The organism is Bradyrhizobium sp. 1, assembly GCF_023073315.1.
In the GTDB taxonomy this organism is placed as follows: domain Bacteria; phylum Pseudomonadota; class Alphaproteobacteria; order Rhizobiales; family Xanthobacteraceae; genus Bradyrhizobium.
Genome location: NZ_JADPJH010000038.1, coordinates 110,063 through 133,773 on the forward strand (window position 1 = coordinate 110,063; position 23,711 = coordinate 133,773).

Consider the following 23,711-nt stretch of genomic DNA (forward strand, 5'->3'; position numbering starts at 1 on the left):
GATTTCGGCTTTGGAAATTTTCTGATTGAGATTCGTCAAAGCTTGTCGGAAAGACATTCGTCCAGCAATCAATCAGAGCGGTAGTGATGCGACCCGCAGTATTCTTCGATCGCGACGGTGTTCTCAACGAAGACGATGGCTACGCCTTTGAGCCGAGCAAGATTCGATGGATCGAAGGGGCGCTGGAAGCTGTGCAAGCTGTCAATCAAGCCGGTTATCTTGCCTTTGTGGTCACAAACCAATCAGGTGTTGCACGGGGATTCTACACTGAGCATCAGATTCGCGCGCTTCATGAGTGGATGGCGCAACAATTGGCAGAAGCAGGCGCGTTCATAGATGAGTTTGCTTACTGTCCGCACCACCCTGAAGGCACTATCGCCCAGTATCGGCAAATATGCATTTGCCGAAAGCCACAACCCGGCATGATCAACAAACTTGCAAAGCGACATTCCGTTGACATCAGCCGGAGCATCTTGATCGGCGACAAGCAGAGCGACCTCGAAGCTGCGGCCGCGGCTGGTATTAGAGGTCATATGTTTCAGGGACCGGACCTGAGGTCGTTTATCGTCCCGCTTTTGACGCAACTCCAACGAATGCCCTGATCAAGCTCACGTTTGAGGATGAGACCGATCGGCTAGAAGCAGGAACCGTGATCTCGCTGTCGCATTGTATGAGCTGCAAGAATGTCCGAGGTTGCGATGTCTCGCAACAAAAGCACGCGATGGACCGAAGACCAGGAGTCGCTGCTGCTAAAGCTGGACGCTGAGGGTTATCCGCCGCGACTGATCGCCGCAAAACTGGAGCGCTCCGAGCGCTCCGTCGCAGTGCGCCTTGCACAGCTCAAGAAGACCGGACAGAATCGGCGCCGTTAACTGGCCCACCAATGCTTTTGCGCCGCATGCTGTCGCTGACTTCATCTCCGGGAATTTCTCTACCTGATTTGCCGCACGTACGCCACTCGCGGGGCGACCTCGCGTAGTCGCTGCCGTCGTTTTAGGCAGTCGCGGCCATGAGAAGCATGATCCGAAGGATGCGTTTGGACGGTTGCAGAATTAGTATAGCGGTTACGATCGTCGCGATACGGCGATTACAGTCCGCGTCGTCTGTTTCCGTTCCGGCAGCAGTGAGCAAATTCATGTGACCGCTCGTCATCGGTATTCCGCAGTTCTGCCTTATCCGTGTTGAGCAAGATCGGTAAACAGTCCACATCTCGCATACCCGCTAGGTCTGGTTCGATGCTTGCTGTCCTTCTATTAACTTTGATCGTGGCAAGTTCGTTCGCAGCGGGCTATGGTACGCGTACGGTCGTTTCACGGAGAAACCGCGAAAGATATGCCAAGTGGGAGCCCTATGTTCGCCCCTCGCGGCCCTCCCAACCCCCGCAGTTCCTGATGCGATCGGACAACCGCAACGTCACCTCGATGAAACGGGCCGCGTCCGGCAGTCGGCGCAGCAACTGACGCCGGATATTTGGTCATGCCGCGTCCGAAAACTTGAGCAAGCCACGAACGCCGTGCTGCCTGCCCGATTGCGCGGAAGGCCGCTTTAACGATACCGGCAGGTTTCAAGCACCGGCACGGACATTGGCGGTATGGTCGGGCATGCGCCGCAACCGTCTGTTAGCCGCAACGGGCGTCTGTCTCGTGCTCCTTGCTTATGCCACCCTCGCCAAGCTGGCGGGCAGGCCGGCGCTGATGGGGCATGCGGAAACATATTGGGTGATTGTCATTGAGCGCTTCAGTGCCTACGCGCTGCTGGGCTTCCTGTTGTCCTTCCTGTTGCCGGGACGTATCACTGGAGCCTGCGTTCTGGTTCTGATCGTTGCTGGCTTTCTTGAGATCTTTCAAGCCCTTATACTGGGTCAAGATCCACATATTCTCGACGTGCTGCAAAAGGCGGCTGGCGGGATCGTAGGCGTGCTCCTGGCCCAAACGATTCTGGCGTTCCTGCCCAGGCCGCCCTCATGAGTTGCGTCTGATCCGCGAAAGCCAAAACTTCGGTTGGCGCCAAACAGCCTCCGGTTCATACTGTCTTTCTTTGCAGCGATCGGACCCTGACCACGATGAGATATGGCATATTCTTGGCTGGAGCCTTGTTGATCGGAACATCTTGCTCCGCCGAGGCTCAAGGCACCTACACCTCCCCCGCGCGCAATGCGCAGGGCAGCGGCACTTCGGGGACGGTCAACAGCCCCAATACGTCCTCGGCCACCCCTGCCTATGCAGTTCCGGCGACACGCAATGCCGGAACCGGGCAAGGCCGAACCGAGGGCGCAATGGGGCTCTCGCCGCAACTGCAGAAAGAGATGGGAATTTCCCGCCAGTAGCGTCCTGACGCCCGCCTGTCGCGGCGGGCCGACATCCGGAACGGCTCAAGCCGCTCCGCGCCTGTCGCGGATCTCATTCGACCCCAGAAGTTCGGCCATATGCCGATGGGTGTTGTGGAGCGCCTCGATGGCGCAATCGAGATCGAAATCCGACTCGCGCACGGATGCGAAGAATTTCGCCGTCAGTGCCAGATCGAGTTTCACGCGCGTCGTCCCGTCGCGACTCTTGCGACGATCGAGCGACAAATGAATCGCACGCTCCCTCGCCTCGATTGCGCCGCAGCCGCAAAGCGCGCCGAGTTCATTGTACGTCATCCAGATCTGAGGCATGTTCTTGACCACCCTTGTTTATGCCGCAGACTAGATTTCCACCTCTAAATGCTTTATTGGCGCGGCGCCGCGCCTGATCGCCTTCGCGCCAACAGCGTCAACGCAAGCCTAAGACCGGCCTCGTTACGAAGCCGGCGCCTTGTGAATGATGGTGGGATGGCGCGACCGGGAACGGCTGTCGAAGCCCTTGGGCAGCTTGTCGGCATTGAGCTTCACGATCGCGCATTTGGCGTCGGCTGCCGGCGCGTCTTCCTGGCTGTAGATCAGCGTCGCCTCGAACTTGACGTCGGGCGCTTCCCTCGCCGTGCCCCAGCAGGTCGCCACCGAGCCGTTGCACTCGCCCGAAAGATTGACCTCGACCTCGTCGGGACCGAACACGCTCGGATTGCCTTCGGCATGCCGTTTCACGGTCAGGATGGCCGTGAAGCGCTGCTGATCGACCTGATACGAACCGCCGTACGTGAAGAAACTGTCGCTGCCCGCGATGCGTCCCTCGATCAGGTCCACGACACCGGTGCCCTGGCCGCGCGGGGTCCTGAACCAGGCACCGTATTTGCCGTCTCTCAACATGGGAAATTTCCCGAGGTGAAAATTGACCTGTATTTGCAACCAACTCTGGGGCGCGACAATGACTGAACTGCGAGCGCTTTCGGCAGGGTTAACGCCCTGAAAACCCAATCCGTCGAATTGCCGCCGACGCACGAGGCGAGCCGGCGGCGAACGTCAGAACAATTCTATACCGTCATCCGCGGTCTCGACCGCCTCGACACGCCGCGTGGTGGCGATCGACACCAGCCCAAGCGTCTGCAAAAATTCCCGGTGGACGTCCCGCTCGCGCTCCATGGTGTAGCGCGCGAAGATATCATCGAGCGCCGCCTGATCCTGCGCCTCCGGCTGCGGTCGCTGCGCGCCGGCGCTCGCTGTCTCGAGCCGCGCGGCGACCGCAGGCAATGTCGCAGAGCTCTCGCCGAGCGTGGTCATCAGGCCTTGCGCCGAGTTCATCAGGCCTTCGAATTCCGCGCCTTCGTCGACCAGCCGGCTCATCAGCTTGCCGAGCCGTTCGTTGCCGGCCTCGACCTCGCGCAACGCCTGGAATATCTGCGGCTCGAGATTGGCGAGCTGCGTCGGATCGCCCTGCACGCGAAGCTCTTTCAGCTCTCTTGCCGAGCGCTCGATGCCGTCGAGCACGGGCCGCAAGCGCCCTGCGCCCGCCGAGACCTGGTCGGCAGTCGCCTTGAGCTCGTTGGCGATGACGACGAAGGCGCTGCCGCGGCTGCCGAGATGGCTCGCCTTGAGGCCGGCATTCATTCCGATCAGGGTGATGTCGACAGTCGCCTCGGCAAGGCCGGCAATGGCCTGGCGAAATTTCGCCAGCGTGTCCTCGACGATAGCGAGCGCCTCGTCGACCGCGCGGCCGGCGCCTTCGCAGGTGGCGATCAAGGTCGAAGCATGTGCCAGCGTCTGCTTGATGCGCGTCAGGAACGACGATGAGCCGCCATCCGCGCCGAACAGCGTGCGACCATGGCCAACGACACTTCCAGCGTCGTGCAGGATGGCGGTCAGCGCACGAACAATCTGGCCGATATCGCCGCCGAACTCGCGTTGGGCATCCCTGAGCAGAGCCGCCTGCAACTGGCAGATCGCGCGCGCGCCGTCGCCGCTCGCCACCGCATCAGGGACGAGGCTCGGGGAAGATCCCGACACAAGGCCGAGGCCGTGACCGATATGCTCGAGGCGCTGGCGCGTGCTGTCGCCGGCCTGCAAGGAAATGATCGCGCCGCCGACCGCTTCGGCGATCTTTTTGGTGCTGCTGCCGGCAAGAACGGCGAGCTGGCTGCTGTTGCGGCGCTGGTCGCGCAATCCGGAATAGGCTGCGCCGAGCTCGGCGCTTTCCGACACCAACTGCTTTCCGTAGCGGCTCTCGAATTCCTTCTGCCGGCCAGACGCGGTGGCGACGGCTTCTGACAAGCGCTGCTGGTCTTTTGCGCACCCCTCGATCGAGCCCTGCACGGCCTTGCCGAGATCGTAAGCTTCCTGCGTGAAGGCGAGAAAGCCCTCGCGATCGCCGTCGAGCGAAGCCGCCTCGATCCGGGCGCTACGCGCGATGATCGTGATCATCCCGATGTGCTTGAACAGCGGCTTGAGCAGCGAAGACGCTTCCGCCGTGCTGGTGCCAATCGTCGCCAGCAAGGCGCTCTCGGCCGGCAGCGCCTGCGCCAGTTCGCTGAGCCGCGCGGCGATCACCTGCAACGCGGTGGCAGCGCCCTCGATCTCGGCGCCGGAGAGTTCCTCGGAGAGCGTTGCGAGGCCCTGGTTCAACTCCCCAAAAATGAGGTGGCCGCGCCCGAGCTCCTGACCGACCCGCGCGAAGACGTCCTCGATCCGCGACGAGACGTCATCGATCGCCGCGATCGCTTCAGTGAGGGTGTTGGCCGGAATGACGGACATTTGCGATCAGCCCACTGCCGCCACGTGCCCGGCCTGGTACCAGAGCATGATCTCGCGCGGGATATGGTGCAGCGAGACGACCTTCTCGACGCCGCCATGGGCGATGGCTTCCTTGGGCATACCGAACACCACGCAGCTTTCCTCGTCCTGTGCCCGCGTCGAGGCGCCGAGCTTGCGCATCTCCAGCATGCCGCGCGCGCCATCGTCGCCCATGCCGGTCATGATGACGCCGAGCGCGTTGGCGCCGGCATGCTGGGCGGCCGAGCGGAACAGCACGTCAACCGACGGGCGATGCCGTGACACCGGCGGGCCGTCCTTGATCGCGATCTGGTAGCGCAGGCCGATGCGCTGGAGCAGCATGTGACGGGCGCCCGGCGCGATATAGGCGCAGCCCGGCAGCACCGGCTCGCCGTCCTCGGCTTCCTTGACCCGGATCTGGCAGACGCCGTCGAGACGCTTTGCAAAGGCGGCGGTGAAGCCTGCCGGCATGTGCTGGACGATGACGATGGGCGGACAATGCGGCGGCAGCATCTCGAGGACGTCGTTGAGCGCTTCGGTGCCGCCCGTCGATGCCCCGATGCAGACGATGCGTTCCGTCGTCGGCCGCACTCTGCCCTGCACCGGCGGCGGGATGATGGCATCGGCGGTCAGCTTCTTTTCGATGATGCGGCGTTCCGCCCGCGGGCGCACCCGTGCGCGCGCCGCCGACTTCACGGCCTCGCGCAGCCGCGTGGAGCATTCGAACAGCGCCTGTCGCGTGTCGATCTTCGGCTTCGGCACGATATCTACCGCACCCGCTTCGAACGCCTCGAACATCACGTTCGAGCCTTCTTCGGTGAGCGAGGAGCAGATGATCACCGGGATCGGACGCTGCGCCATGATCTTGCGCAGAAACGTCATGCCGTCCATGCGCGGCATTTCCAGATCCAGGATCATGACATCGGGGATTTCGTTCTGGAGACGACGCGCCGCCGCAAACGGATCGGATGCGGTCCCCATCACCTCGATATCAGGGTCTTCGCTGAGGATGGTTTGCAGGATTTGGCGCACCGACGCCGAATCGTCCACGATCAGCACGCGAACTTTCTCCCTCGGCATTTTGGTTGCGCTCCGGCTAGACCTGGAAAATGGTTGGCTGAACTTGCTTCAAACCCGGCACTGCACTGTGAATCATCGATTCCGAATGTCCGACCAGTAAATAGCCGCCAGGCCGCAGATGGTTGCAGAGTTGCTCGACAACCTTGCGCTGGGTCGGCTTGTCAAAATAGATCAGGACGTTGCGGCAGAAGATGATGTCGACATCCCGATCCACCGGATAGGACGCGTCCATGAGGTTCATCCGCATGAAATGCGTCATGCGCCTGAGCTCCGGCGCCACGCGGACGTCGCTACGGGAGCGATCCCGCGACGACAGGAAATACCGCTTCACGAAGTGCTCCGGCACCGGCGCGAGCACGTCGCGGGTGTAGATCGCCGTCTTGGCGAGGCGGAGCACCGCGGTCGAAATGTCGGTGCCAAGGATGCGATACTGAAACCGGGAACCGCTGCGCGTCATGTCGTCGAGCACCATCGCGGTCGTGTAGGCCTCCATGCCGGTCGAACTCGCGGAGCTCCAGATCTTCAGGTTCGCATCCCTGCGTCCGTGCGACTTGAGCAGCGCGGGGATCGCGACGTCACGCATGAAGGTGAAGTGCTGCGGCTCGCGGAAGAAGTCAGTCTTGTTGGTCGTCACCACATCGATGAGATGGGTGAGCTCGGCGTCGAAATGCTGGGCTTCGAACAGGTTATCGACATACTCGTTGAGGTCGGAGAAGTTCAGCGCGCGCACGCGCTTGTGCAGCCGGCCCTCCAGCATCAGCCGCTTGCCCTGCGGCAGCTTGATGCCGACCTGCCCCTCGATCAGTTCGGCGATGGTCCGGAAGTGGCGGTCCGACAGATGGACGGCCGCATCCTGCACGGCAGGCATCATCGCTGCGTGCCCCCATCCGGGATGGCCGCCGCCTGCACTGAATGTCGGGCCGAACGGGCCATCTTGAATCCTACGCGTTTACGCCAGCAACTGAAGACGGACCGGCCCACGGCTGAATGACGGGCCGATCCTCCGGACGGTCTTAGCGCTGGAAATCAGCGTCGCGATCGTCCTCGCCATTGTTCATGTCGAAGGCGAAGCCGCCGCCACCGGCAACCTTCACGGCGCGTGCCGGCCTGGCCTGCGGCTTCCTGGCCGGACGCTCGACGGCCGCCATGGTGGCTGCCTTGGCGCGCAGCTGATTGACCGCCCGGTCGATCGGCGCGGCCGCCTGGCTACGTGCTTGCTCGATGCGGAAATAGGCGATGGTGGACTGAAGCTGCTCGGCCTGCGAAGCGAGCTCTTCCGAGGTCGAGGACACCTCCTCCGAAGCGCTGGCGTTCTGCTGGCCGACCTTGTCGAGCTGCTGGATCGCCTGGTTGATCTGGGCCGAGCCGACGTCCTGCTCGCGACAGGCCGCCGTGATCTCTTCGACCAGCTCCGCCGTCCGCTTGATGTCAGGCACGAGCTTGGAAAGCATATTGCCGGCTTCCTGCGCTACCTTGACGGTTTCAGTCGACAGCGTGCCGATCTCGGCCGCGGCCGCCTGGCTGCGTTCGGCGAGCTTGCGCACTTCGGAGGCGACGACCGCAAAGCCCTTGCCGTGCTCGCCGGCGCGCGCGGCTTCGACCGCGGCGTTGAGCGCGAGCAGGTCGGTCTGGCGCGCGATCTCCTGCACGATCGTGATCTTCTCGGCGATGGTCTGCATCGCGTTGACGGCGCGGCCGACCGCGGCGCCGCTGGCCTCGGCATCCTTGGCCGACTGCGCGGCGATCTTCTCGGTCTGGTTGGCGTTGTCGGCGTTCTGCTTCACGTTCGAAGCCATCTCCTCCATCGAGGAGGAGGCTTCTTCCGCCGAGGAGGCCTGCTCGGTCGCGCCCTGCGAGAGCTGCTCGGCGCTGGCGGAGAGTTCCTGGCTGCCGGCCGAGACGTTCTGCGCGGCCGTGAGCGCCTCCGACACGATCTGCCGGAGCTTTTCCACCATGCGCTCGAGCGCAAGGCCAAGCGTATCCTTGTCCGACAGCGGCTTGGCTTCGACCGTGAGATCGCCCTGTGCGATCTGGTTGGCCAGCGCCGCCGTCGCATTCAGGTTGACCGTCATCGCGTTCAGCGACTTGATGAGATCGCCGATCTCGTCGTTGCTGGAGGACTCGATCTTGTGGCTGAGATCGCCGATCGCCACCGCATCGGCGAGGCCGACGGCCTGCGCCAGCGCGCGGCTGATGTTCATCGCGATCCAGGTCGCCGCAACAACGGCGATGAGGAGCGAGGCGATGACGAGGCTCATCAGCAGCATCTCGGCATGGGCACCGTCCTGCTTGGACTGCTCGGCCTGCTCGGCCATGTTCTTCTTGACGTTCTTGATGTAGCCGTCGGCCGCGTCCAGCGCGTCCGCGACGACCTTGCGGCCGTCATGCATGGAGCGGTCCAGCGCCTTCGGCTTGTCGGACTTTGCAAGCTGGACCGTCTCATCCTGATAGGCATTCAGCTTGGCGAACGCGACGTTGAAGCCTTCCATCAGCTTCTTGCCGCTTTCGCTGGCGGCCGCGTAGATCTCATCCTTGGACTTGGCGACCGCTTCGCGGTTCTTGATCAGGTCAAGCCGGAACTGCTCATGCTCTGCGTCGGACGCAGCAAGGATCGAGTTCTTCTCGGAGCGCACCAGGAACAGGATGCCTTCCTTGAGTTCCGCGGCCTTTTCCATGCGGCCCGCGCGGCCGACGAGAACCTCCGTGGTGCTGACCATGTCGGCCAGCTTCAGGTAGCCGACCGCACCAGCGATCATGGACAGCAGGATGACGACGCCGAAGGCGCTGGCAAGCTTGGCTTTGACGGTGAATCTCATGTCAGTCGGTCTCGTTGGTTCGAATTGGGGTGCTTACGCTTGACCACGCACTTGCAAACTCAGGCGGCACGGGAGGAATCCGCCGCCGCGTTACGTCCTTCCGGGATCTCGTCGTTCGCCATCAGCTTGGCGAGGTCGAAGATCACAACGAATTTCTCGCCCTTGCGGCCGATGCCGGCGGCATAGTCGGACTGCCATTTGCCGCCGACCTCGGGGATGGGCTCGATCGCCTGCTCGTCGATATCGGTGACCTCGAACACACAATCGGCGACGAAGCCGACGCCGACCAGACGGTCCTTCATCGGCACGTCGAGGATGATGATGCGGGTCGCTTCAGTGGCCGCCACGGCCGGCAGGCCGAGCTTGGTCCTGAGATCGACGATCGGATAACCGCTACCCCGCACATCGATCATGCCGAGCAGGAAGTTCGGCGCGTGCGGCAGGCGCGAGATCGGCCGCATGTCGAGGATCTCACGGACGTTGCGGATACTGATGCCGAACGTCTCGCCGGCGAGCCCGAGCGTCAGATATTGCGAGGTTGCGGCCATGATGCAGTCCAGGGTCAGGTGGTTTTCAAGTTGCGGTCAGCGTTGGAACTCGGCGTCGCGGTCGTCTTCGCCGTCCTGCATGTCGAACGCAAAGCCGCCGCCGTTCGCCGCCTTCAGCGCACGTGCGGGTTTGCGGACCGGAGCGGGCTTCTTTGCACCGCGATCGGCAGCCGCCATGGTTGCGGCCTTGGCGCGGAGCTGGCCGACCGCACGGTCGATCGGCGCGGGCGCGGCCCTTTCGTTGCGAGCGGCGTGCTCGATCCGGAAGAACGAGATGGTCGATTGAAGCTGCTCGGCCTGCGAGGCGAGCTCTTCCGAAGTCGAGGATACCTGCTCCGAGGCGCTGGCGTTCTGCTGGCCGACCTTGTCGAGCTGCTGGATCGCCTGGTTGATCTGGGCCGAGCCGACGTCCTGCTCGCGGCAGGCCGCCGTGATCTCCTGGACCAGCTCGGCGGTCTTCTTGATGTCGGGCACCAGCTTGGACAGCATGTCGCCGGCTTCCTGCGCGACCTTCACGGTTTCCGTCGACAGCGTGCCGATGTCGGCGGCCGCCGCCTGGCTGCGCTCGGCGAGCTTGCGCACTTCGGAGGCAACCACCGCAAAACCCTTGCCATGCTCCCCGGCGCGCGCGGCCTCGACCGCCGCGTTGAGCGCGAGCAGGTCAGTCTGGCGCGCAATCTCCTGCACGATCGTGATCTTCGCGGCGATCGTCTGCATCGCCTCGACAGCACGGCCCACGGCAACGCCGCTGGCTTCGGCATCCAAGGCCGATCGCGCGGCGATCTTCTCGGTCTGGTTGGCGTTGTCGGCGTTCTGCTTCACGTTGGAGGCCATCTCCTCCATCGAGGAGGAGGCCTCTTCTGCGGACGAGGCCTGCTCGGTCGCGCCTTGCGAGAGCTGCTCGGCGCTGGCGGAGAGTTCCTGGCTTCCCGCGGAGACGTTGCTTGCCGCCGTGAGAGCCTCCTCGACAACCTGACGAAGCTTCTCGACCATCATGTTCAGCGATTTGACGAGATCGCCGATCTCGTCATTGCTGGAGATATCGATCGTCTGGCTGAGATTGCCGGCCGCCACCGCACCGGCAAGACCGACCGCGCGGCCGAGGCCGCGGGAGATGCTGATCGAGATCCAGATCGCGGCGACCAGGCCGATCACGAGCGATGCAACCACGGCCGAGACCAGCATCATGTGGGCGCGATTGCCGTCCTCGTGCGCCTGGGCCGCCTGCTCGTTCATGTTCTTCTTGACGTTGGTGATGTAGACGTTGGCGGCGTCCATCGCCTCGCGGACTGCCTTGCGGACCTCAACCGCGGAGAGCTCGACGGCTTTCGGCCTGTCGGTCCGGACGGTCTTGAGAGCGCTATCCTGAACTGCATTCATCCGGGCGTAGGCAGCACCGAAGTTCTCGATCAGCTTCTTGCCTTCGGTGGAGGCCTGCGCATGGATTTCCTCCTTCAGCTTCAGAAGCGTCTCGCGCTGTTTGGCGATCTCAGCGACGAAGCCGTCCGCCTCGCTATCGGGCGCGAGAAGGAGGTTCTTCTCGGCGCGAACCTGAAGCAGAATGCCCTTCTCGATCTCCGCCGCACGGTCCATCCGGCCGGCGCGCGACACCAGGCTGTCGGCGGTATCGATCATCTCGCTGAGCTTCACATAAGCGAGGCCGCCCGCCGCCATCGAGAGCAACAGGACCACACCGAACGCGCTGGCAAGCTTTGCCTTGACCGTAAATCTCATCTCCAGCCCCTAACCCCAGTCTCGCCCGAGACCTCATTTCAATTCAGGATGCGTTCCATGTTGGGAACGATGACGAACTCTTCACGCCATTTGGCGATGAAGCGAATGAACTCCGGCTTCCAGTGCATGCCGACGCGCGGCGTCTGCTGCACGTCGGTCTGCGAAATCTCGGTGACCTCGTAGACCTTGTCGGCGGTGACGCCGACCAGCACCGGCTCGCCGTCGAGCTGAAGCTCGATGACGACGATGCGCGTGTCGGCCGAATTTTCCGGCTGCGGCATGCCGAAGCGGATACGAAGGTCAGCGAGCGGAATGACGTTGCCGCGCACATTGATGACGCTGGGAACGAAGGCCCGCGCGCCCGCCACCTTGGTCACCGGCACGGGATCGATGATCTCGCGCACGAGGCCCGCGTCGAGCGCAAATTTCTCCTCGCCGAGCCCGATCATCACGACCTGCATCGCGTCCTGACGTTCGCCCGCCTGTCCCTCGGTCATCACGCCGCCTCGCTAATATGCTGCTTCTCGACCTTCGTCTGCGCCAGCATGACGAGTTGCGCGACGTCGAGAATCAGTGCCGCCGTGCCGTCACCCAAGATCGTCGCGCCGGAGAAGATCGTGACGTCGGAATGCAGCTTGGAGAGCGACTTGATCACGGTCTGGTGGTTGCCGATGATCTGGTCGGCGACGAGGCCGACATGTGTCTCGCCGGTCGAGATGATGATCGTCTTCTGGTGCCGATCGGGCGTGCCCGACGCGGTCATGATCTCGCGCAGCCTGAGGAACGGCACGAGGTTGCCGCGGACGTTGAGGAAGTTGCGGCCGCGGGAGCGCTCGTCCTCGGCGGTCAGTTCGATGCATTCCTCCACCGCCGACAGCGGAATGATGTAGCGGCCTTCGCCGACGCGGATCAGAAGACCTTCGATGATCGCGAGCGTCAGCGGCAGGCGCAGCGTCACCGTGGTGCCCTGGCCCGGCCGGGTCGACAGGTCGATCGTGCCGCGCATGTTCTCGATAGTGCGCTTGACCACGTCCATGCCGACGCCGCGACCTGACAACGCAGAGATGGTCTGCGCGGTCGAGAAGCCCGGGTGGAACAGGAACTGGTGGATCTCGTGATCGGTCAGCACAGCGCCGGCGGCAATCAGCCCCTGCTCTTCCGCCTTCGCACGGATGCGCGCGGTGTTGAGGCCGCCGCCATTGTCCTTGACGGTGACGAGCACCTGCGCACCGGAATGAACGGCGGCAAGCTCGATCCGGCCCTGCTCGGTCTTGCCGTTCGCGGAGCGGGTCGCGGTGTCCTCGATGCCGTGGTCGATGGCGTTGCGGATCAGGTGAACCAAGGGATCGGCGAGGCACTCGATCATGGTCTTGTCGAGCTCGGTGTCCTCACCCGTGGTGACGAAGTCGACCGGCTTCGACAGATCGCGCGACAAATCATGGATCAGGCGGCGGAAGCGGCCGAACAGCGAGCCGATCGGCACCATGCGCGCGCCCATCGTGGTGTCGCGCAAGGACGAGGCAAGGCGCTCGATTTCCTCGGCGATCATCTTGATCGAGAGGTCGGAGCCGGATGAAGCGAGCTGGGTCAGGCGCGCTTGCGCGATGACGAGCTCACCGACCCGGTCCATCAACTCGTCGAGACGTTCCGCCTGGACACGAACAGTGGCGATGCCGCGGTCGTCGCGCTTGCCCTCGGGCTTCGGTTCCGGTTTTGATTCAGCTTTGGGCTCCGCCTTCGCGACGGGCTGCGCGGCAACCGGCGCGGCAGCCACCTGAACCACCGGCGCGGTCATCCCGGCGACCGGAGCCGGCTCCTCGTCGAGCAACTGGAACAGCGGCAGCGGCGCGGGCGTCTCGACATGCTCGAGCGGCGAGAGTGTCAGCTTCATCTCGTCGGAGACGAACATGAAGACGTCGTCGATTGCGTCCTTGTCGCAGGCCGCGTGCAGCTTGACGTCCCACTTCAGATAGCAGTCTTCCGGCTCCATCTCGTCGAGGAACGGGATGCCGTCGGTCACGGGCACGACGAAGCAGGGGCCGAGCTTGCAAAGGTCTTCCAGCAGGTCGAGCGGGTTCGAGCCGTTGCGCAGGATGTGGGATTCGAATTCCAGATACAGGTGCCAGCCGGCCTGCTTGCTCTCGGCCGGTGCCAGCGGCGGCGCTTCGGCGATTTCAGCCACGGGAGCGGCGGGCTGGTCGGGAAACACGAAGCGCTTGAGGTCGTCGAGGATGCCTTCGCCGATGATGTCGTCGGTCGACTGCGGGTCTTCGATCAGCGCGCGGATATAGTCCTTTGCGGCAAGCGCGACCGAGATCAGCTCCTGGGTCGGCTTGATCTCGCCCTTGCGGACGCGATCGAAGGCAGTTTCGAATTCGTGGGTGAAGGAGGCGACCTTGTCGAAGCCGAACATGGCGCCCGAACCCTTGATCGTATGCAGGGCGCGGAAGGCGGAATCGACCAGCTCGCGGTCGTCGGGACGCTGGCCGAGATCGAGCAGGGCCCCTTCCAGGACCTCGAACAACTCGCTGGCTTCCTGACGAAAGACCTCGGTCGGGTCGATCGCGCTCATGCACGCACCAGCTTGCCGACGACCGCGAGCAGCTGCTCGGGTTTGAAGGGCTTTGTGATCCAGCCGGTGGCGCCGGCGCTCTTGGCTTCCTGCTTCACCGTGTCGTTGGATTCGGTGGTCAGGAACACGATCGGCATTCCGACCGCGCTCGGCAGCTTGCGCAGCGCCCGGATCAGCTCCAGCCCGTTCATGACGGGCATATTAAGATCGGTGATGACGAGGTCGAGCTTGCCGGCTTGCGCCTTGGCGAGCCCTTGCGCGCCGTCGCCGGCCTCGATCACGTTGTGACCGGCCGGCTCGAGCACGACCTTGATCATCTGGCGGATGCTGGGGGAATCGTCGACCGTGAGAATCGTGGCCATTAGGTGCCATCTTTCTTTTGCGGGAAATGCTGATCGATCATCGCGTCGCTCGCGAAGCCGGCACGGCGAAGGGTGTTGCGCAGTGATTGGGAGAAGGATGTGAGCACCACTGGGCGGCCCTGGGCATCGCCGGTCTTGGCCGCCGACAGCAGAAGCTGGATCGAAGTCACGTCGGCCTTGTCGACGCTCGAACAGTCGATCTCGAGCCGGTCCTGCCGGCCGAAAGCCTCGCGGATCAGGTCATAGACATTGCGGATCGCAGCAATGCTGCAATCCGCGGGCAGCCGTAGGGACCACTTCGGCTCCGTAGCATCAGACGACATTCGTCCCCCAAATTTCCTCGGGGAGTCGCTGCACGCATCGCGCGAATCCCGCGCGACGACTATTCGGGTTGGAGAGTGAGCAAACCCCTAATGGGCGGCTCCGTACAACTACGGGTCACATATCGAAGAACTTCGCGTCTGCATGCATCTGTGCATAGCCCGCTCAATTCTCATGCGTTGTGCGCAGTCTTGAGTCAGCTCGTCGCAGGTGAAACGTTTGCTTCGCGTTAAATCGCAACGGTTACTTGTTGAGGCCATGCCTCGCCATCCGAACGAGCCCGGCCGCCGATGCTGACCCAAGCGCTTCTGGTTGACGACAGCCGCTCTGTCCTCAATTTCCTGAAACGTCATATCGAAGCGGAGGGCCTGGTCGAGGCCACGACCTTCCTCGATCCCGTGGAGGCGCTGGCCTGCGCACGCGAGCGCGTGTTCGACCTCGTGCTGGTCGACTACGAGATGCCGCATATGGACGGCATCAGCTTCATCCGCGTCTTCCGCACCCTGCCCGGCTGCGCCGACACCCCGATCGCGATGATCACGTCGCGGCAGACCGATGACGTCAAGATGGAAGCGCTGCAGGCTGGTGCAACCGATTTCCTGCCCAAGGCGCCGCAGAGCGTCGAGATGACGGTGCGCCTGCGCAACCTGGTGCACCTTGGTGCAGCCGTGCGCAAACAGAACGACCGTGCAGCCGATCTCGCGAGCGCCGTCGCGGCCGCGACCCAAAAACTCGGCGAGCGCGAGGAGGAGATCATCCTGCGGCTCGCGCTCGCGGTCGAGTACCGCGACAACGACACCGGCGAGCACACGCTGCGGGTCGCCCGCTACAGCCGCATCATCGCCGAGCAGCTCGGCCTGCCGCCCCGGCTCTGCCGCGACATCTATCTCGCCGCGCCCCTGCACGACGTCGGCAAGGTCGCCATTCCCGACAACATCCTGCTCAAGCCTGGCCGGCTGACCGACGAGGAGATGGCTGTCATCCGCACCCACGCCATGATCGGCGAGAAAATCCTGGCAGACTCCAGCTGCGAGCTGATCCAGCTCGGTGCGCAAATTGCCGCAGGCCATCACGAGCGCTGGGACGGCGCGGGTTATCCGAACGGCCTGAAGGCAGACGAGATCCCGGTTGCCGCACGCGTGGTCGCGGTCGCCGACGTTTTCGACGCCCTGACGACGCGACGCCCATATAAAGAGCCGATGCCGCTGGACGTCGCGCGCAGCTATCTGGTCGAGAACCAGGGCCGGCAGTTCGATCCGGCCTGTGTCGAGGCGTTCCTGTCGCGCTGGGACGACGTCGTGGAGATCGCCGCCGGGCAGCAGGCGACGCCATTCCAGAAGACCGAGGCTCCGCAAGCTCCCATTATAGAGTGTGTGGCTGAGAACCGTCTGGTGGAGGATCCCGCGCCCGAGGCCGTTTCGGCCGACTGACATGATCAGTCCGGGCAAGAGCTTGCCGCGGCTCCGTTTTCTCCGGTCGCCGCGTTGAACCTGTTCCTGCTAAAGTGGCACCAATTACTAAAAGTGATTCTGGTCACACTTGCCTGGGCGAGCCGCTGCTAAACATCGAACCAGGACGGGGACCGGCAAACATCGGTCGAACTGGATGAGTATTCCCATGAAGAGCCTGATCGGCGCCGTTGTCGGCGCGTTCTGTGTTGCGACACCCGCCTTGGCGGAAACCCCGGCCGCGATCGTCGAGGATGTCCAAGGCAAGGTCGATGGCATCGCATTCATGGACTATGTGGCGCCGGGCAAGATCATCAAGCTCGGCCCGAAGGCGAGCGTGACGCTCAGCTACCTCAAATCCTGCGTGCGCGAGACCATCAGCGAAGGCGTCGTTCTGGTCGGCGCCGAGCAGAGCACCGTGCAGCTCGGCGAGGTGAAGCGGGACAAGGTGCCCTGCGACACCAATGCGGCAAAACTCTCGGAGCGCGAGGCTAACCAGAGTGCAGCGACCACCTTCCGCACCATGCGATCGGACGCCAAGGCCGAGCCGGCAAAGCTGCCGACGATCTACGGCGTTGCGCCGCTGGTGCAGGCCAAGAGCGGCAGCACGCTGGTGATCGAACGCACCGACGGCAAGGAACCCAGCATCACCATGCCGCTCAAGAATGAGATCATGGTCGGCGGCAAGTTCTATGACTTTGCCAAGGCCGGGAAGTCGCTGACCCCGGGCGGCAGCTATATCGCCATTCTCGGCGCCAAGCGCTACGCCTTCCAGGTCGATTCCAGCGCCACGTCATCGCCGACGCCGATCGTCGGCCGCCTGCTGCGGCTCGAATAGGCTGCCTGGCGACAGGCGATGCGGCGGATCGGTGGGCGGGACATCGTTGCGGCGATCCTGATTGCGCTCATTGCAGGCGCGGTCTTCACGTCTCCACCGCTTCAGGCACTGCAAGGTCTCTCGCTCGACATCCTTACGGCGCTGCGCGGCAAGATCATCGGCGACAACCGCGATCCCGCGACATCGCCGGTCGTCGTCGTCGCGATCGACGGGGAGACCTACGACACCCCGCCCTTCAAGGGATCGCCGACACAGACCTGGACGCGCGAAATCGGCCGGGTGCTCGGGAGCATCAACGAAGGCGGTGCCAAGGTCATCGGCTTCGACGTCATCTTCAAGAGTTTGATCGAGCAGTCGGAGATTCCCTTCGGCGATACCTCGTTCGGCAGCCGCATAAAGGGGTTCGACCGGGACTATCTGATCGCGCTGCGACAGCTCTCCGACAACGGCAAGCTGGTGCTCGGCGAGGTGCTCAGCAACGACCACCCAGACAGTCCTGACCGGGCGCAGCAACTGGCGGTGAAGAACAACATCCGCGCCCTCAACGTCCATACCGACAGCGACGATGTCATCCGGCGGATGCCGCTCAGCTTTGCGGTCGACGGCAAGCCGGCCCCGGCGATGGCGGTCGAGCTCGCCGCGCGTGCGCTCGGCGCAAAGCCCGAGACCGGACCATCCGGCGTGACGGAATTGTCCGGCTATGCGATCCCGAGCACGGTCCCCAATACGCTGACGCTCAATTTCCGCGGCTTGGGCCGCGATGTCCCGGCCTATTCCTTTGCCGATTTGCGCGCCTGCGTCGAGAGGGGTGACCGCGATTTCCTCCGCCGCGCCTTCGCGGGCAAGGTGGTGCTGCTCGGCACCGTCCTCAATTTCGACGACCGCAAGCTCACCTCGATGCGCCTTGCGGGCGGGTATGACGGATCGCCGGCGCCGCGATGCGCCCTGCCCGTCCCGGCGGGCGCCACGCAAAAGGCCCGGAGCGACATCGCGGGCGTCTTCGTGCATGCCACCGTCGTGCGAAACCTGATCGAGCGCGACGCCGTGGCCGAGCTCGGTTTTCCCATGCGGACCATTCTCACGATCGCGCTTGCAGCCGTGATCGCCTGCGGAGCCTGCATGCTCGCCCCCGGCGGCGCGATGATCGCTTGGTTCGTCCTCACTGCCGTTTACACCGCGGTGGCCGTCGGGACGTTCGTTTATGCCGTGGCACTGCCATTGACCGAGCCTGCGCTCGCAAGCCTCGCCGCGCTCGCGATGATGATCGGCTACCGCTTCGTGCTGGCCGACCGCGACGAGCGCTTCCTGCGCAAGAGCTTCGCCTTCTATCTCGCGCCCGAAGTCATCAACACCATGGTCGCCTCCGGCAAGATGCCGGCGCTCGGCGGCGAGATGCGCAACGTCACCATGTTCTTTTCCGACCTCAGCGGCTTCTCCTCCATCGCGGAGACGATGACGCCGGGCGAACTGGTGACCCTGATGAACGAATATCTCTCGGCCATGACCGATATCATCGAGGGCCATGGCGGCTATGTCGACAAATATATCGGCGATTCCATTGTCGCCATGTTCGGCGCCCCGGCCGACGATCCCGCCCACGCGCGCAACGCCGTTCACGCTGCGCTGAAGTGCCACCAGAAGCTTGCAGAGCTCAACGCTGGCAACCCAGCCTTCGCCGGCCACGACCTGTCGCACCGCATCGGCCTCAACAGCGGCGAAGCCGTGGTCGGCAATATCGGCTCCCGCCGCCGCTTCAACTACACCGTGATGAGCGACACCGTGAACGTCGCCTCGCGGCTGGAAGGCGCCAACAAATATTACGGCACCGCGATCATGGCGTCGGAAACGACGATGGCGCAGAGCGGCGACATCTTCGCCTGGCGCGAGCTGGATGCGATCAGGGTGATGGGCCGCGGCGAGGCGATCAAGGTGTTCGAGCCGCTGGCGGACAAGGGCGCGAAACGCGGCGAGCAGGCGAAGGTCGCCGCGGCCTATGCGGAAGGGCTGGCATGTTGGCGGGCAAGGGAGTTTGCGAGGGCGTCTGATGCGTTCGAGAGAGTAGCGAAGATCGATCCAGCGTCAGCGCTATTTGCCAAACGCGCGAAGGCATTCGCCACAAATCCGCCTGCGCCGGACTGGACGCCAGTCAATACGCTGGAAGGAAAGTAACGGCGTCGACCAAGCGCGCTGGCTTCCCCTCTTCCCTTGTGGGAGAGGGTGGCTCGCCTCATCCGGCGCTTCGCGCCACCTTCTTCCACAAGGGGAGAAGGGAGGACACCAGCGTTTGCCGCTAAAACGGCAGCCCCACATAATTCTCCGCCAGCAAGCGCTGCGCCGTCTCTGAGGATAGCAGATAGTCGAGCTCCGTCTGCTGAAGCCGATCCTCATAGTCGAGCCGGTCGGCGAAGCGATGCAGCAGCATCGTCATCCACCACGAAAAACGCTGCGCCTTCCAGATGCGCGCGAGTGCCTTGGCGGAATAGCCCTTGAGGCCGGAATCGTCGCCGCTCTGATAATGCGCGAGCATGGCGTGGTAGAGATAGTAGATGTCGGACGCCGCGCTGTTCAGCCCGCGCGCTCCAGTCGGCGGCACGATGTGGGCGGCGTCGCCCGCGAGGAACAGGCGGCCGTAGCTCATCGGCTCCGCGACGAAGCTGCGCAGCGGCGCGATGCTCTTCTCGATCGAAGGGCCCGTGATCAGGCGATAGGCGACCTCGCCCGGCAGGCGGCGCTTCAGCTCGGCCCAGAACGCATCGTCGCTCCAGTCCTCGACCTTGTCGGTCAGCGGCACCTGGATGTAGTAACGGCTCAACACCTGCGAACGCAGCGAACACAGCGCAAAGCCCCGCTCGTGCTTCGCATAGATCAACTCCGGCGATACCGGCCTGGTGCGCGACAGCACCCCTAACCAGCCGAACGGATAGACCTTCTCGTATTCGCGCAGCACGTCCTTCGGGATCGATTTGCGGCTGACGCCGTGAAAACCGTCGGCGCCGACGATGTAGTCGCAATCCACGCGAATGGTTTCGCCATTCGCACGATACGTGACGTGCGGCCGCTCCGACGTGAGATCGTACGGCGTCACGTCTTCCGCATTATGCACGACCATGCCGCCGAGGCGGTCGCGCGCCTCATAGAGATCGCGCGTCAGCTCGGTCTGGCCGTAGACCAGCACCGAATTGCCGCCGGAATGCTTGTGCAGATCGATGTGGGAGAGCCTGCCGTCATGGGCGATCTCGAATCCCCCGTGAATCTCGCCCTCGCGATCCATCCGCTCGCCGCATTGCGCCTCGCGCATCAGCTTCGCAAAGCCGTGCTCGAGCACGCCGGCGCGGATGCGGGCCAGCACATGGTCGCGGCTGTATTTCTCCAGCACGATGGTGTCGATGCCCTTCAGGTGCAGCAACTGGGACAGCAGCAGCCCGGACGGCCCACCGCCCATGATGCAGACCTGAACTTTCATTTTGCGTCCTCCCGTCAGCGCGCTTTTTGCAGATCGAGGGCTGCAAACCGATGGAGGCTTTGGCCTTTGTCTTGTACTATTCGAACATGAGAAGCGCAGCCCCCGCCCCGGCGATCCGGGTCTACAACCTCTTCGGCGAGTCCGGCGATCTGCCCGACGTCGTACATTGCGAGACGATTGCGTCGCGCTCGGTGCTGCACGACTGGACGCTGGCCGTACACCGTCATGCCCGGCTGCACCAGGTGCTGCTGATCGAGCGCGGCGGCGGCGAGGCGACGCTCGACGGACGCGTGGTGCCCTTGAAGCCGATGCGGATCGTCAACGTGCCGGTCGGACACGTCCACGGCTTCCGTTTCGTGCCGGAGACACAAGGCTGGGTGCTGACGATCGCCGCCGAGATTCTCGACGAGGCGCTGCTTGCCGCGGAAGGCCTGCGCGCGGCTCGGTCGCGATCAGCCGTGGCGCGCGGCACGCCGCAGATCCGCGCCACCATGAAGCAGATTTTTGCCGAGCACGCCGCGCGTGATTTCGGCCGCGCACATGTGCTGCGCGCGCTGTCGGCAGCCATGATCGGGTTGGTCGCCCGCGCACTCGCGGGCGAGAGCGGCGGCAATGGCACGGCGGAAAGCGGGCTGTTCCGCCGCTTCGAGGCACTGCTCGAGCAGCATCATCTGCAACGCTGGAGCGTTGCCGACTACGCCGACGCGCTGTCGATCACGCCGACCCATCTCAACCGGGTGACGCGGGCAGCGACCGGCGACACCGCCTCGCATTTGATCCTCAACCGCCTGATCCGCGAGGCGCGGCGCAACCTCGTCTATACCAATCTTCCGGTCTCGACGGTTGCCTACGCGCTCGGCTTCGAGGACCCCGCCTATTTCAGCCGCGTCTACGCGGCGGCCACGGGATTGTCGCCGCGCGCCTTTCGCGCGCAGCTCCATGGCGATGAGACGTAGACCTCAGACGTCGAAGAACACCGTCTCGTCCGGCCCCTGAAGGTTGATCGTGAAGGAATACACGACCTTGCCGGCGCGCTCACTGCGCGTGGCGATCAGCGTCTTGCGGCGGACGGCCGGTTCGACCAGGTTGAGCACGGGATCGGCGGCGTTTGCGGCCTCCTCGTCCGAGAAATAGAGCCGCGTGTTGAGACCGATGTTGATGCCGCGTGCGACGATCCAGACATTGACGTGCGGCGCGCATTTGCGCCCCGATTTGTCGGCGATGCCGCCGGGCTTGATGGTCACGAACGTGACGACGCCACTTTCGAAATCCGAGCCCCCGCGGCCCCAGCCGCGAAAATCTTCCTCCAGCGCCCCGGCCGAGCGATCAGCCGGGTGGTTGTAGCGGCCGGCCGCATTGGCCTGCCAGATCTCGAGCAGCACGTCGCGCAGCGGCGAGCCGCTGCCGTCGATCACCTTGCCTTCCAGCGTGATGCGCTCGCCTTGCGTATTTGGCGTCACCAGCACGTTGGAAAAGTTCTTCTCGAAAATGTCGAAGCCGGCCATGGCCGGGATCAGGCCGATATGGACGTAGGGCCCGGCGGTCTGCGACGCCGTTTCCTTGAGATAGTCGAGCGGTTGCGGCATGGCTCAGTTCCCCGCGGTGCGATTTTCAAAATAGGTGGAGCGCTGGCCGCGCAGGACGATGTCGAAGCGATAGGCGAGCGAGTCGAACGGCGTCGAGGCGTTGAGGTCGAGCGGCGCCACGAGGCGGTCGAGCGCGTCCTTGTCCGGGATCGTCGTCAGGATCGGGCAGACCGGAATCAGAGGATCGCCCTCAAAGTACATCTGCGTGATCAGGCGCTGGGCAAAGCCCGAGCCGAATACCGAGAAGTGGATGTGGGCCGGGCGCCAGCTGTTGACGAAGTTGCGCCAGGGATAAGGGCCCGGCTTCACGGTGCGGAAATAGTAATAGCCGGTATCGTCCGTCAATGCGCGGCCGCAGCCGCCGAAATTCGGATCGACCGGGGCGAGATACGTGTCCTTTCTGTGCCGGTAGCGACCGCCGGCATTGGCCTGCCAGAACTCGACCAGCGTGTTCGGCACGCCGCGGCCGGTCTCGTCCAGCACACGGCCATGGACGATGATGCGCTCGCCGACGGGATCGCCGTCCTTGGCGTAGTTGCGGATCAGATCGTTGTCGAGCGGGCCGAGATCGTTGTGGCCGAACACGGGGCCCGTGATCTCCGAGACCGAGTTCTCGATCGACAGCAGCGCCTGGCGCGGCGAGCGCAGCACAGAGGATTTGTAGCCGGGCGCATACGCCGGCGGATGGACAGAGCGGTCGCGCTGGAAGAACCCGCCGTCGCCGAGCGGCGGCGTGAACGGCTCGGGGCGGTTGAGGCGGGGATCCCTTGAGGCTGGCGCCTGGGCATTCATCGGCGTTGTCTCTCCCTGTAGCGCCCCGGTCCGGATGCGCGGCTTATCGGGAGATCATGAGCCGGCCTATTCCACAGATAAATAGATCGATTATAATATACTTCATGAAAAAAATCGATCATTTGGCGCTCGACGGCCACGCGCTCGAACTATTCCTGGCCGTGCTGGAGGAAGGCTCGGTCACGGCAGCGGCGACGCGCCTCGGCCTGACGCAGTCCGCCGTCAGCCACGCCCTGAACAAGCTGCGATGGATCGCCGGTGACCCGCTGTTCGCCAAGTCCGGCCGCGGCATCGTCGCCACCGCGCATGCCCAGGCGCTGGCCGCGAAAGCGCGCGCGCTGATCGATGAGATGCGCAACTTTGCCGGCGGCGTGACCTTCGAGCCTGCCCTCGCACAACTTTCACTGACGGTCGCCGCGAATGATTTTCAGCGTGACCTGCTGCTGCCGCGATTCTTCCATCATGCCGCAAGACAAGTGAAGAGCCTGAACCTGCGCGTGATCCCCTCGCAATCGCCCTCGCCCGCGATGCTGCGCGAAAACCGCTGCGATCTCCTGATCACGCCGCTGCCGCCGTCCGGCATCGACATCGTGCAGAAGCGGCTGCTCAGCGATCACTACGTCTGCTACTACGATCCCAAGGCGCGGGCTGAACCTGCCGGCCGCGGCGCCTATCTCGCCGCGCGCCATGTCACCGTCGTCTATACCGACAATGAGCGGCTCGACTTCGACCGGAGGCTTGCGGCGAACGGCTTCCACCGCGACATCGCGATCTCCGTGCCGAGCTTTTCCGGCGTGCCGTCCTTCCTGCGCGGCTCGCAGATGCTGGCGAGCATGCCGAGCCTGCTCGCCTCCAGCGTGATGCGCGGCTTCGCGCAGACGCGGATACCGCTGGCCTCGCGCGCGCGCACGCTGGCGGAGTTGCCGATGTTCATGGTCTGGCACCAGCGCTACCAGAAAGATCCAACGCACCGCTGGATCAGAGCACAACTGGAGACTGTGGCTGCGACCGCGGGTGCCTGATTTTTGA

At 63.9% G+C, this 23,711-nt stretch carries 23 protein-coding genes; 8 read left to right on the plus strand and 15 right to left on the minus strand.

Features of this window, described 5'->3' with window-relative positions:
* Positions 1-86: 86 nt before the first annotated feature.
* From IVB29_RS36435 to IVB29_RS36445, 3 genes are all read left to right on the plus strand, one after another.
* Complete coding sequence (locus IVB29_RS36435; RefSeq protein WP_247508254.1) at positions 87-602, plus strand: HAD family hydrolase; 516 nt, start codon at positions 87-89, stop codon at positions 600-602.
* Between the two features lie 96 nt (positions 603-698).
* Entirely contained in the window at positions 699-872 is a 174-nt protein-coding gene (locus IVB29_RS36440) for a hypothetical protein (protein ID WP_247508255.1), read from the plus strand.
* Positions 873-1,493: 621 nt separating this feature from the next.
* Positions 1,494-1,967 carry a VanZ family protein gene (locus IVB29_RS36445; RefSeq protein WP_247508256.1) on the plus strand — a complete coding sequence of 158 codons (474 nt, stop codon included), beginning with the start codon at positions 1,494-1,496 and terminating at the stop codon, positions 1,965-1,967.
* Positions 1,968-2,371: 404 nt separating this feature from the next.
* Here IVB29_RS36445 and IVB29_RS36450 read toward each other — a convergent pair whose 3' ends face one another.
* The 12 genes from IVB29_RS36450 to IVB29_RS36505 form a co-directional block, all read right to left on the minus strand.
* On the minus strand, positions 2,372-2,656 hold the full coding sequence (locus tag IVB29_RS36450) for a hypothetical protein (protein ID WP_247508257.1): 285 nt from the start codon (positions 2,654-2,656) through the stop codon (positions 2,372-2,374).
* Between the two features lie 123 nt (positions 2,657-2,779).
* On the minus strand, positions 2,780-3,226 hold the full coding sequence (locus tag IVB29_RS36455) for a hypothetical protein (RefSeq protein ID WP_247508258.1): 447 nt from the start codon (positions 3,224-3,226) through the stop codon (positions 2,780-2,782).
* A 153-nt stretch (positions 3,227-3,379) separates the two neighbouring features.
* Positions 3,380-5,104: a chemotaxis protein gene (locus IVB29_RS36460; protein WP_247508259.1), complete on the minus strand. Its 1,725-nt coding sequence runs from the start codon at positions 5,102-5,104 to the stop codon at positions 3,380-3,382.
* A 6-nt stretch (positions 5,105-5,110) separates the two neighbouring features.
* Positions 5,111-6,202, minus strand: a complete 1,092-nt coding sequence (locus IVB29_RS36465; RefSeq protein ID WP_247508260.1) for a chemotaxis response regulator protein-glutamate methylesterase — start codon at positions 6,200-6,202, stop codon at positions 5,111-5,113.
* 16 nt (positions 6,203-6,218) lie between these two features.
* Entirely contained in the window at positions 6,219-7,073 is an 855-nt protein-coding gene (locus IVB29_RS36470) for a CheR family methyltransferase (protein ID WP_247508261.1), read from the minus strand.
* A gap of 142 nt (positions 7,074-7,215) precedes the next feature.
* Positions 7,216-9,018, minus strand: a complete 1,803-nt coding sequence (locus IVB29_RS36475; RefSeq protein WP_247508262.1) for a methyl-accepting chemotaxis protein — start codon at positions 9,016-9,018, stop codon at positions 7,216-7,218.
* A 59-nt stretch (positions 9,019-9,077) separates the two neighbouring features.
* On the minus strand, positions 9,078-9,566 hold the full coding sequence (locus IVB29_RS36480) for a chemotaxis protein CheW (protein ID WP_247508263.1): 489 nt from the start codon (positions 9,564-9,566) through the stop codon (positions 9,078-9,080).
* 36 nt (positions 9,567-9,602) lie between these two features.
* A complete protein-coding gene (locus IVB29_RS36485; RefSeq protein WP_247508264.1) occupies positions 9,603-11,300 on the minus strand; it encodes a methyl-accepting chemotaxis protein in 1,698 nt (565 codons plus the stop codon).
* Between the two features lie 38 nt (positions 11,301-11,338).
* Complete coding sequence (locus IVB29_RS36490; protein ID WP_247508265.1) at positions 11,339-11,797, minus strand: chemotaxis protein CheW; 459 nt, start codon at positions 11,795-11,797, stop codon at positions 11,339-11,341.
* Positions 11,797-13,872: a chemotaxis protein CheA gene (locus IVB29_RS36495; RefSeq protein WP_247508266.1), complete on the minus strand. Its 2,076-nt coding sequence runs from the start codon at positions 13,870-13,872 to the stop codon at positions 11,797-11,799. Before IVB29_RS36495 ends, IVB29_RS36490 begins: the two co-directional genes overlap by 1 nt.
* Complete coding sequence (locus IVB29_RS36500) at positions 13,869-14,234, minus strand: response regulator (RefSeq protein ID WP_008142319.1); 366 nt, start codon at positions 14,232-14,234, stop codon at positions 13,869-13,871. Before IVB29_RS36500 ends, IVB29_RS36495 begins: the two co-directional genes overlap by 4 nt.
* Complete coding sequence (locus IVB29_RS36505) at positions 14,234-14,557, minus strand: STAS domain-containing protein (protein ID WP_247508267.1); 324 nt, start codon at positions 14,555-14,557, stop codon at positions 14,234-14,236. The genes IVB29_RS36500 and IVB29_RS36505 overlap by 1 nt, the downstream gene beginning before the upstream one ends.
* A 288-nt stretch (positions 14,558-14,845) precedes the next feature.
* Between IVB29_RS36505 and IVB29_RS36510 the strand changes: the two genes are divergently transcribed.
* From IVB29_RS36510 to IVB29_RS36520, 3 genes are all read left to right on the plus strand, one after another.
* Positions 14,846-15,985 carry an HD domain-containing phosphohydrolase gene (locus tag IVB29_RS36510; RefSeq protein WP_247508268.1) on the plus strand — a complete coding sequence of 380 codons (1,140 nt, stop codon included), beginning with the start codon at positions 14,846-14,848 and terminating at the stop codon, positions 15,983-15,985.
* A gap of 187 nt (positions 15,986-16,172) precedes the next feature.
* Positions 16,173-16,841, plus strand: a complete 669-nt coding sequence (locus IVB29_RS36515) for a hypothetical protein (protein ID WP_247508269.1) — start codon at positions 16,173-16,175, stop codon at positions 16,839-16,841.
* An 18-nt stretch (positions 16,842-16,859) separates the two neighbouring features.
* Positions 16,860-19,010 (plus strand): adenylate/guanylate cyclase domain-containing protein, encoded by a 2,151-nt coding sequence (locus tag IVB29_RS36520; RefSeq protein ID WP_247508270.1) that lies wholly within the window; start codon positions 16,860-16,862, stop codon positions 19,008-19,010.
* Positions 19,011-19,131: 121 nt separating this feature from the next.
* Here IVB29_RS36520 and pobA read toward each other — a convergent pair whose 3' ends face one another.
* Positions 19,132-20,304 (minus strand): 4-hydroxybenzoate 3-monooxygenase, encoded by a 1,173-nt coding sequence (gene pobA, locus IVB29_RS36525; protein WP_247508271.1) that lies wholly within the window; start codon positions 20,302-20,304, stop codon positions 19,132-19,134.
* Between the two features lie 50 nt (positions 20,305-20,354).
* On the opposite strand from pobA, the gene IVB29_RS36530 reads away from it, so the two are divergent.
* Positions 20,355-21,260 carry a helix-turn-helix domain-containing protein gene (locus IVB29_RS36530; protein ID WP_247508272.1) on the plus strand — a complete coding sequence of 302 codons (906 nt, stop codon included), beginning with the start codon at positions 20,355-20,357 and terminating at the stop codon, positions 21,258-21,260.
* Positions 21,261-21,263: 3 nt separating this feature from the next.
* On the opposite strand, the gene pcaG is transcribed toward IVB29_RS36530, so the two are convergent.
* Positions 21,264-21,890 (minus strand): protocatechuate 3,4-dioxygenase subunit alpha, encoded by a 627-nt coding sequence (gene pcaG, locus IVB29_RS36535; protein ID WP_247508273.1) that lies wholly within the window; start codon positions 21,888-21,890, stop codon positions 21,264-21,266.
* 3 nt (positions 21,891-21,893) lie between these two features.
* Positions 21,894-22,682 carry a protocatechuate 3,4-dioxygenase subunit beta gene (pcaH, locus tag IVB29_RS36540; RefSeq protein WP_247508274.1) on the minus strand — a complete coding sequence of 263 codons (789 nt, stop codon included), beginning with the start codon at positions 22,680-22,682 and terminating at the stop codon, positions 21,894-21,896.
* 104 nt (positions 22,683-22,786) lie between these two features.
* Here pcaH and IVB29_RS36545 point away from each other — a divergent pair, with 104 nt between their 5' ends.
* Positions 22,787-23,704: a LysR family transcriptional regulator gene (locus IVB29_RS36545; protein ID WP_247508275.1), complete on the plus strand. Its 918-nt coding sequence runs from the start codon at positions 22,787-22,789 to the stop codon at positions 23,702-23,704.
* The last annotated feature ends 7 nt before the right edge of the window (positions 23,705-23,711 follow it).